Here is a 7,916-nt window from a genome sequence, read left to right as displayed (position 1 = left end):
GGTGGTGACGGCGCCAATCAGGCGAACGTGCACCAGGGCGATGGCAAGGCCAACCAGGCGAACGTCGACCAGGGTGGTGGCAAGGCCAACCAGGCGAACGTCGATCAGGGCGATGGCAAGGCCAATCAGGCGAACGTCGACCAGGGTGGCGGTAAGGCCAATCAGGCGAACGTCGACCAGGGTGGCGGTAAGGCCAATCAGGCCAACGTCGACCAGGGCGGCGGTAAGGCCAACCAGGCGAACGTCGACCAGGGTGGCCGCGGCGTAGACCAGGCGAACGTGAACCAGGGCGGTGGCAAGGCCCACCAGGTCAACGTCAAGCAGGGCCACCACGGCAAGGTCAAGAAGGGGAAGGTCAAGGTCAAGAAGGGCAAGGTCAGGCAGGCCAACGTCAACCAGGGCGGCGGCAAGGTCGACCAGGCCAACATCAACCAGTAGGAGTCATGCCCCAGGCCGGGAGGCTGGACATACACCCGTGCTGACCGGCCTCGACGGCGGAACCTGCCACACAACCGTGGCGGGTTCCGTCGTCCTGCCGTGTCGTACGGACACGATGCCTGTCCCGGTCGTCCCGACGGTCCTCACGCCGCCTGGGACGATGCCCTTGTCAGGAGCAGGGCGCGGCGCACGTCGTCCTGGATCCGCCCGGCGACCTCCGGGAGCCGGTCCTGGAAGTAGAAGTGGCCGCCGTCGAACAGGTGCAGGCCCAGGAAGTGCTCGGAGGTGGCCGCCCAGCCGTCCAGGCGGTGCGGCGGCGCCACGTGGTCCCGGGTGCCGCCGAACACCGACAGGGGCACCGGCAGCGGTGCGGTCAGGGGCTTCGTACGCCAGGTCTCGCTGATACGCAGGTCCGCGCGGATGGTCGGCGAGAACAGGTCCCACAGCTCGTCGTGGTCCAGCACCGAGGACGACGTACCGCCCATCGCCATCAACTCCCGGCGCAGTTCCGCATCGGACAGCAGATGCCGGCGCGTGGGGTCGCCGTCGGGGTGCAGCGTGCCGCGTGCGGACACACCGAGCCAGGCCGGCGGTGTGCGGCCCAGATCGATGAGCCGGCGGGTCAGTTCGTACGCGACGAGCCCGCCCATGCTGTGCCCGAAGAACGCGAAGCGGCCCGTCAGCCGGCTGTCCAGCTCGTGCAGGAAGTACTCGAGCAGGGCACCCGTGTCGCTCAGCGGGGCGCGTTCGTCGCGGGGCCCGCGGCCCGGTGCGTCGGCGGTCTGCACCTCCCAGTCGGCCGGGAAGCAGGACGGCCAGTCGCGGTACATCAGATGCGAACCACCGGAGTGGTGGAACACGAACAGACGCATTTGAGGCTCTTCGGCCTTTGGCATGGGGGCTCCATCGACGAGACACTCCGGCGTCCGGCCCGATGACCTGGATCCCGGACCAGGGGTAGGAGTCGGGACGGTGCGGTCACCCGTCCCGAAGGTCTGTCAGGCCATGATCCAAGGGGCCTGGCCGCGCGTCGTACCGCCTGCCGGTGACGGCCGGTGGGTGTCCCAGGCCGGCTGCAGTGCGGCCGAGACGATGCCCCACAGGTGGCCCGCGGTCAGGGTGCGCACGGGAACGGTGACCTGACCGGCGAGGCTGACGCCGTAGGCGGACTCCAGGGCGCTGACGATGCCGATGAGAGCCATGGAGTCGAGCCCGTACGCCTCCATCGGCACGTCGACGGCGGGCGCCTTGTCCTTGCCCAGGCCGGGCAGGCCCTGCCGGAGAATCGTCTCGAACCTCGCGTTCCACGGAGTCTGGGCCATGGGTACGGACTTCCTTCCGGCTGCCTGGACTGTCCAGGGCGCGCAACGCCTGCGCGTCCGCCTACACGGTGCCCGCCCCCACTAGAGCGGCCGTCGAAGGACGTTCGAACGCGCCGCGCCTGCCCGCCTCTTCGGCCGAACGGTCAGGCGGCGTGGCAGAGCGCCGCGGGGCCGGCCGGGACCGCGGCGTGGGACACGGCCACGGGAGGGGTGGCTCGGACGGTGCCCGCGACCGCGGGAGGGGTGGCGCGGACGGTGGCCGCGGCCTGCGAGCGGCCCCGCGCGAAGACGACGAGGCGCAGCACCGCGAAGCGCGCGAGGCCCGCCAGTGCGGAGGCGGCCAGGTAGACGACCTGCTCGAGCACCGCACCGGGCGCCGCCACCAGCAGCTGCAGGACGACCATCGCCACGCAGGTCACCGCGTACGCGGCCGTCGCGGACCCGGCCGACTGCACATGCTGGCGCCAGGTCGCGCGTCCGCCCGCGCCGAAGGTGAAGCGGGCGTGCAGCTCGGTGGCCAGGAGCGTGGAGGCCACGGTGATCACGGCGTTGGCCAGGGCCCAGGGCAGCCAGGAGGAGAGGGCTGCCACGGCGAAGCTGGAGGCGAGCCCCACCCCGCCGCCGCAGAGCACGAAGCGGGCGAAGGCGGCGAAGGCGCCAGGTGCTGCCTGCTGCCGACCGTGTGCTGTCTCCATGATCCGCCCCCTTGATGGCGCACTCCGACGAAACGTGACGCCATCATGGCACATAGATGGCGCCGTGCGGAGTCGCCTGTGACGCCATTTCGGTCACTCAAGGGCTCCGAAACGCGCAGGGGGTCGTCAGGGAGTCGTAAATACGCAGGTCGGCGACGCGGCGCGCGCACTCGCCGCATCCCTGGCGGGGCCCAAGTCCGCAAAGACCTGCGGTTTTTCGGGCCGAGCCCGGAGGTGACCTCATCGTGGCTCATATGTGGCGCACAATGGCTCGTAATGACGCCAGACGTGTGCCATGATGGGGCCACGGAAACGGAACGGCGTCATACGGCGTACGACGTAAAGGAGCCCCACCATGTCCGTCACCACGAGCGACCAGGCCATGCTCACCCTGCCGACCGCCCGGAACCTGGGCGGCACGTCCGTAGCCGAACTCGCCGACCGTGTCCTGTGCGAACTGACGGCAGCCATGGAGCTGCTCGGGGAGCAGGCACCGGAAGAGGCCGACCACGTCCGCGGCACCGCCGACCACGTCCGCGGCACCGCCGACCACGTCCGCGGCACCGCCGCCACCGCCTGAGCCTTTGCCCGGCCCCGCAGGGGCGAGCCCACCCCCCACCCACGGAAGGAAAACCGATGAGCCACACGCCTCTCGTCCCCCACGGCCTCCCCATGGAACGCGATGCGGGCCCCTTCGACCCGCCCCGCGACATCACCCGGCTGCGCGAGGCGCGCCCCGTCAGCCCCATGGTCTTCCCCGACGGTCACGAGGGCTGGTTGGTCACCGGCTACGACGCGGTCCGCCAGCTCATGGCCGACACCCGGTTCAGCTCCCGCCAGGACATCGGCGTTCTCCACGTCCCGTACGAGATCCCCGGCATGCCCGCCGCCACCGAGCCGTCCCCGCAGATCCCGGGCCTGTTCATCAGCATGGACCCGCCGGACCACACCCGGCTGCGGCGCATGCTCACCGGCGCCTTCACCGTCAAACGCATGAAGCAGCTCGAAGAGCACATCACCGACATCGCCGAGCGGCAACTGGACGAGATGACCCGCCTGACCCCGCCGGTCGACCTGGTCGAGGAATTCGCGCTGCCGGTGCCCGTGCTGGTGATCTGCGAACTGCTCGGAGTCCCCTACACGGACCGGGAGACCTTCCAGGCCAACACGGCCAAGTTCCTGGAAAAGGACGTGGCGCTCGACGAGAAAATGGCCGCGTACACCGGCCTGACCACGTACCTCGCCGAACTGGTCACGCGCAAACGCGCCACCCCCGGCGAAGACATCCTGTCCGACCTGGCCCGCCGTGACGACCTCACCATCGAGGAACTGACCGGCATCGCCTTCCTGCTGCTGCTCGCCGGCCACGAGACCACCGCCAACATGCTGGGGCTGGGCACGTTCGCGCTGCTGGAACACCCCGAGCAGGCGGCCGAACTGCGCGCCGACCCGGATCTGATGCCCAACGCCGTCGAAGAGCTCATGCGCTACCTGTCCGTCGCCGACATCTTCTACCGCTACGCCACGGAGGACATCGAGCTGGGTGGCGAAACCATCGGCAAGGGATCGACCGTCGTCGTCTCCTTGCTGGCCGCCAACCACGACCCCCGGCGCTTCGACAACCCCGACACCCTGGACATCCACCGCAAGGCCCGCGGCCAGCTGGCTTTCGGCCACGGCGTCCACCAATGCCTCGGCCAGCAACTGGCCCGCCTCGAGATGCGCGCCGGCTTCGCCGGCCTGCTGCGCCGCTTCCCGACCCTGAAGCTCGCCATCCCCGCCGGCGAAGTGAAACTCAGGACCAACATGAACATCTACGGCGTCCACGAACTGCCGGTCACCTGGACGGAAACGGCCCCGTAGGAAAACCACGGTGCAGTCGGCTCCCGTTGTCCCGTCCGCCTGTACGGCGGACGGGACAACGGGCGGATGAGCGGAGGGGCGGACGGGACCACAGGCGGACGAGCGGACGGGCGGACGAGCAGGCACGCGGGCCTTGCGTCCGCGGTGCGGCCCCGGCCGTCCACCCGCGCGGTCGACCAGTCCGCGGCGGCGAAGCGGGCCTCCGGACCGCCCGGCCGACCCCGTGTCGTCGACCCGTCAGTCAGTAGCGTGCGGATAGGGTCGGCTTCCCGATTCGCAGAAGGGAGGCGGGCATTGCAGGACCGCGCGGTGGTGATCGGTGCCGGGGTCGCAGGGCTCACCACGGCGGTCTGTCTGGCGGAGTCGGGCTGGGACGTACGCGTTGACAGCGACCGGCCCCCCGGCGAGACGACCTCGGCAGCCGCAGGCGCAATGTGGGACCCGTACCTGGTCGAGCCGGCACACCTGGTCGGCCCATGGAGCAGGGAGACTCTGTCGGTCCTGACCGCACTGAGCGCCGACGCGGACACGGGAGTCCGGTTGCTGGAGGGAACCCACGAGTCCCGCATCCCGTGCGACATGCCGGCCTGGGGCAGCTCGGTCGACGCTCAAGCCTGCGCACCCGACGAGCTCCACCCGGGCTTCGTCACCGGATGGCGGTACCGCGCCCCGGTCGTCGACATGCCCCACTACCTCCGCTACCTCACCCGCCGGCTCGCCCGGGCCGGCGGACGGATACACCGCCACCACTACAACACGCTGGACGAGGCGACCCGCGAAGCGCCGGTGGTCGTCAACTGTTCGGGCATCGGCGCCCGGTCGCTGGCGGCCGACACCTCCGTCGAGGCGGTGCGCGGCCAGCTCGTCGTGGTGGAGAACCCCGGCATCCGGTCGTTCTTCTGCGACGACACTCCCGGGGCCGCCGAACTCACCTACATCTACCCGCACGCCGACGTGCTGGTCCTGGGCGGAACATCGGAACGGGACAACTGGGACCTCCGGCCCGACAGGGCCGCGGCCCAGGAGATCATCCGGCGCTGCACCGCAGTGGAGCCGTCGATCGGCGCCGCCCGGGTCATCACGCACCGGGTCGGGCTGCGGCCGGCCCGCACCCGGGTCCGGCTCGGTGAGGAGTCGCGCGAAGGCACGCTGCTGCTGCACAACTACGGCCATGGCGGAGCCGGACTGACGCTGTCCTGGGCCTGCGCCCGCGAGGTCGCCGAGCGCGTTCGCGCAGGGTCGGGCCTCACTCCCTGATCTGCCACTGCCGACGCTCCTCGATCCCGCTCTCCGGCCCTCTGCGGAAGAGATACAGCCAGGTACGCGCCGCCAGCGTCGCCGTCAGGACCATGGTCCAGGGCCAACTGGTGACGTGTGCGGCCACCAGCACCGAACCAACCGCCGGGGAGACGGCCGTGACTGCCATCAAGGCGACCTCGCTCGAGCTGCGGTGGAACCGGTGGGCTATGGAGAACTCGGATCGCTCGTACCAGCCGATGGCGGCGCTGATCACCACCGCCAGAACCATGCTCGTCCACGGGTCGTCGCTGATCTGCGCGTAGGTGACGGGCAGCGAGATCAGGAAGGGAAACACGCCGCCGTACTCGGACAGTACGTTCCCCCACTTCATGATCCTGCCGAACGAGTTCGAGCGGATCCGGGCGAGTTCGCCGGAGGCGCTTGCATAGACGATCAGAGAAAGCACGGTGCTGAACGTCGCCCCGATGAGAAGCAGGCGTACGTCATCGGGGAACCGGCTAGAAGCAAAGGCGAAGCCGAGCAGAAAAGTGATGGCGGCGAGTATCGAACCGGAGAAGGCGATGCCCGCGGCGGCTTCCCCGGACTGGAGGGTCGCCGGGTCGTCCCGCTCGAACCGGGCGACTTCGAAGGCCGGTTCACCCGCCAGGGTCACCAACGCGGTCACGGCGTGGTCCGCGGGTGCCAGGGACTCGGTGAGCTGCTCGCGCGCACCGACGGGTACGAGATGCCGGGCGTCCGGGTCTATGTATTCAACGCGCAGCTTGTACTGATAGTGGATGTGGACATCGTCGCCCGCACGGCCCGTGCGCATGATCCGGGTCCCTATGAAGCCCCCCTTCAGCAGCAGCCCGGCCACGGCCAGTTCCTCGATCCCGGCCACGGCGGATATCAGCGGCGGTTCGTTCGGCTTCTGCGGAACCTCCTCCACCATCTCGGCCAGCAGACGGCAGCCCATGCCCTGACGACGCATGTCGTCCCGGACCGCTATCGCCGACAGACGCACGTGCCCCAGTGCCGGCCCTTCCGCGGCTATGCAGCCCACCACGTTCCCGTCGGACTCGGCCACCCGTACCAGACCCCGCGCAATGGCGTCGGCGAGGAGCTCCGACGACGGAACGACCACCGCGTCGCAGGCATCGGACAGCAGACAGCGGATTTCGGTCTGATCATCCGGGCAGGCCACCCGGGTGGTCCATGCGGCCATGTCCCTCGGTCCCACTGTGATCGGTGTCGGCGTGGAGCTCCGCGCTGCGGCGATCCTACAGAGCAACCGTGCGGCGGACAGAGGGAGTTGAGCGCCGCGCATGGGTGTGGGGCCCGGCGCCTGTGCCCAGTCCCGAGGAGATCGCGCAGAAGCTCGGGACCACGCGAAAGTCGGTCGAGCGACGCCTGAGCCGGGTCCGCAGCCGTGCCCGCAAGCCCGCGGTGGCCAGCGTTTTCGTGGTCCGGCCTTGCCCTCTGCCACGGCCCGTACCTTTCGGGCACGTCCCGCCATGGAGAGCCGGTGCAGGCCCGCCTTCGGACTCCGTCGAAGACCTGCCGCCGATCCCGAGGCGTCCGTCAGATCTCCGCGAGCCATAGCGAGATCGTTCCATGGCCTTGGACCGGCAGGGGCGTCACCCAGGGCTACCGGCCCGGTTTCCTGCCCCTGCCGACCCTCTCGGGCTCGGATGCTGTCAGGACGCGGGCAACGGGTCCTGGCCGAGCATACGCCGCCCGTTGTGGGCTGAGGTCGGCCGGCCGCAGCCGGACCAACTGGCCCATGCGCTGCAGGTCTTCCGGCATCAGACCCCTGACCGTGCCATACGCACCGGCAGCCAGGTCGTCCAGGAGGGGTCCCCCTGCCGGGGCGCCGCCGTGCTCGGGACAACGCGCTACCTCGACGCCGCCGTCGACCACCTGCGGGCTCTGCTGCCCGAGGAGCGGGAGCATGACGTCCTGGACGACGACGTGGCCCGGGTCTCCCCGCTGAAGCACGCCGACCTCAACTGCCTGGGCCGTTACAGCTTCGCCGCCCGCCCGCCGCGCGAGGGCCGCCTGCGCTCACTGCATGACCCGGCGACCGTCCACCTCGACGAGGACGACGAGGGCACCGGCGAACGACGCGGCGTCAGGGCGCGTATCGGGCCGTGATCAATGAGCATCGCGGCTTCCCGGGCGGGTGCCCGTCTGGGGTGCGGGGTCCGGCGAGCTGCGGCTGCGCCGTGTGGACGCGAGTGACCGGAAGCGTTGCCGCAGGCAGGCAGGCAGCGGCGGGGGCCGAGGGCCCGGCTGAGTGCCCGCCGGGACGGTGTGTCAGACCATGGCGAGCCGGTCCACCAGCAGTGCCACCCTCGGC

General features: G+C 70.3%; 8 protein-coding genes and 2 pseudogenes. 5 read left to right on the top strand and 5 right to left on the bottom strand.

The window, feature by feature from the left end; translation table 11 throughout:
• A pseudogene (locus LMU33_RS40520) lies at positions 1-438 on the top strand (hypothetical protein); the annotation flags it as partial.
• A gap of 143 nt (positions 439-581) precedes the next feature.
• Here LMU33_RS40520 and LMU33_RS40515 read toward each other — a convergent pair.
• From LMU33_RS40515 to LMU33_RS40505, 3 genes are all read right to left on the bottom strand, one after another.
• Positions 582-1,310, bottom strand: coding sequence for a thioesterase II family protein (locus LMU33_RS40515; protein WP_228627073.1), 729 nt, complete (start codon positions 1,308-1,310; stop codon positions 582-584).
• A 126-nt stretch (positions 1,311-1,436) separates the two neighbouring features.
• Positions 1,437-1,760 (bottom strand): acyl carrier protein, encoded by a 324-nt coding sequence (locus LMU33_RS40510; protein ID WP_228627071.1) that lies wholly within the window; start codon positions 1,758-1,760, stop codon positions 1,437-1,439.
• Positions 1,761-1,903: 143 nt separating this feature from the next.
• A complete protein-coding gene (locus tag LMU33_RS40505) occupies positions 1,904-2,455 on the bottom strand; it encodes a GtrA domain-containing protein (protein ID WP_228627069.1) in 552 nt (183 codons plus the stop codon).
• Positions 2,456-2,810: 355 nt separating this feature from the next.
• On the opposite strand from LMU33_RS40505, the gene LMU33_RS40500 reads away from it, so the two are divergent.
• From LMU33_RS40500 to LMU33_RS40490, 3 genes are all read left to right on the top strand, one after another.
• Positions 2,811-3,035 carry a hypothetical protein gene (locus LMU33_RS40500; RefSeq protein WP_228627067.1) on the top strand — a complete coding sequence of 75 codons (225 nt, stop codon included), beginning with the start codon at positions 2,811-2,813 and terminating at the stop codon, positions 3,033-3,035.
• A 56-nt stretch (positions 3,036-3,091) separates the two neighbouring features.
• Positions 3,092-4,318, top strand: a complete 1,227-nt coding sequence (locus LMU33_RS40495; RefSeq protein WP_228627066.1) for a cytochrome P450 — start codon at positions 3,092-3,094, stop codon at positions 4,316-4,318.
• Between the two features lie 294 nt (positions 4,319-4,612).
• Positions 4,613-5,575, top strand: a complete 963-nt coding sequence (locus LMU33_RS40490) for an FAD-dependent oxidoreductase (RefSeq protein ID WP_228627064.1) — start codon at positions 4,613-4,615, stop codon at positions 5,573-5,575.
• On the opposite strand, the gene LMU33_RS40485 is transcribed toward LMU33_RS40490, so the two are convergent.
• Both LMU33_RS40485 and LMU33_RS40480 read right to left on the bottom strand, forming a co-directional pair.
• A complete protein-coding gene (locus LMU33_RS40485) occupies positions 5,565-6,782 on the bottom strand; it encodes a GNAT family N-acetyltransferase (RefSeq protein WP_228627062.1) in 1,218 nt (405 codons plus the stop codon). The genes LMU33_RS40490 and LMU33_RS40485 overlap by 11 nt on opposite strands.
• Before the next feature lie 248 nt (positions 6,783-7,030).
• Positions 7,031-7,129 (bottom strand): annotated as a pseudogene (locus LMU33_RS40480) (transposase); the annotation flags it as partial.
• A gap of 168 nt (positions 7,130-7,297) precedes the next feature.
• On the opposite strand from LMU33_RS40480, the gene LMU33_RS40475 reads away from it, so the two are divergent.
• Complete coding sequence (locus tag LMU33_RS40475; RefSeq protein WP_228627060.1) at positions 7,298-7,711, top strand: transposase; 414 nt, start codon at positions 7,298-7,300, stop codon at positions 7,709-7,711.
• Positions 7,712-7,916: the final 205 nt, after the last annotated feature.

It is taken from the genome of Streptomyces barringtoniae (genome assembly GCF_020819595.1).
In the GTDB taxonomy this organism is placed as follows: Bacteria; Actinomycetota; Actinomycetes; order Streptomycetales; family Streptomycetaceae; genus Streptomyces; species Streptomyces barringtoniae.
This window is presented reverse-complemented; position numbering and strand designations above follow the sequence as displayed.

Excerpts from the sequence above, each read along its gene's own strand:
- LMU33_RS40510 (WP_228627071.1), bottom strand. The coding sequence starts at position 1,760 with ATGGCCCAGACTCCGTGGAACGCGAGGTTCGAGACGATTCTCCGGCAG.
- LMU33_RS40515 (WP_228627073.1), bottom strand. The coding sequence starts at position 1,310 with ATGCGTCTGTTCGTGTTCCACCACTCCGGTGGTTCGCATCTGATGTAC.
- LMU33_RS40495 (WP_228627066.1), top strand. The coding sequence starts at position 3,092 with ATGAGCCACACGCCTCTCGTCCCCCACGGCCTCCCCATGGAACGCGAT.
- LMU33_RS40505 (WP_228627069.1), bottom strand. The coding sequence starts at position 2,455 with ATGGAGACAGCACACGGTCGGCAGCAGGCAGCACCTGGCGCCTTCGCC.
- LMU33_RS40500 (WP_228627067.1), top strand. The coding sequence starts at position 2,811 with ATGTCCGTCACCACGAGCGACCAGGCCATGCTCACCCTGCCGACCGCC.
- LMU33_RS40485 (WP_228627062.1), bottom strand. The coding sequence starts at position 6,782 with ATGGCCGCATGGACCACCCGGGTGGCCTGCCCGGATGATCAGACCGAA.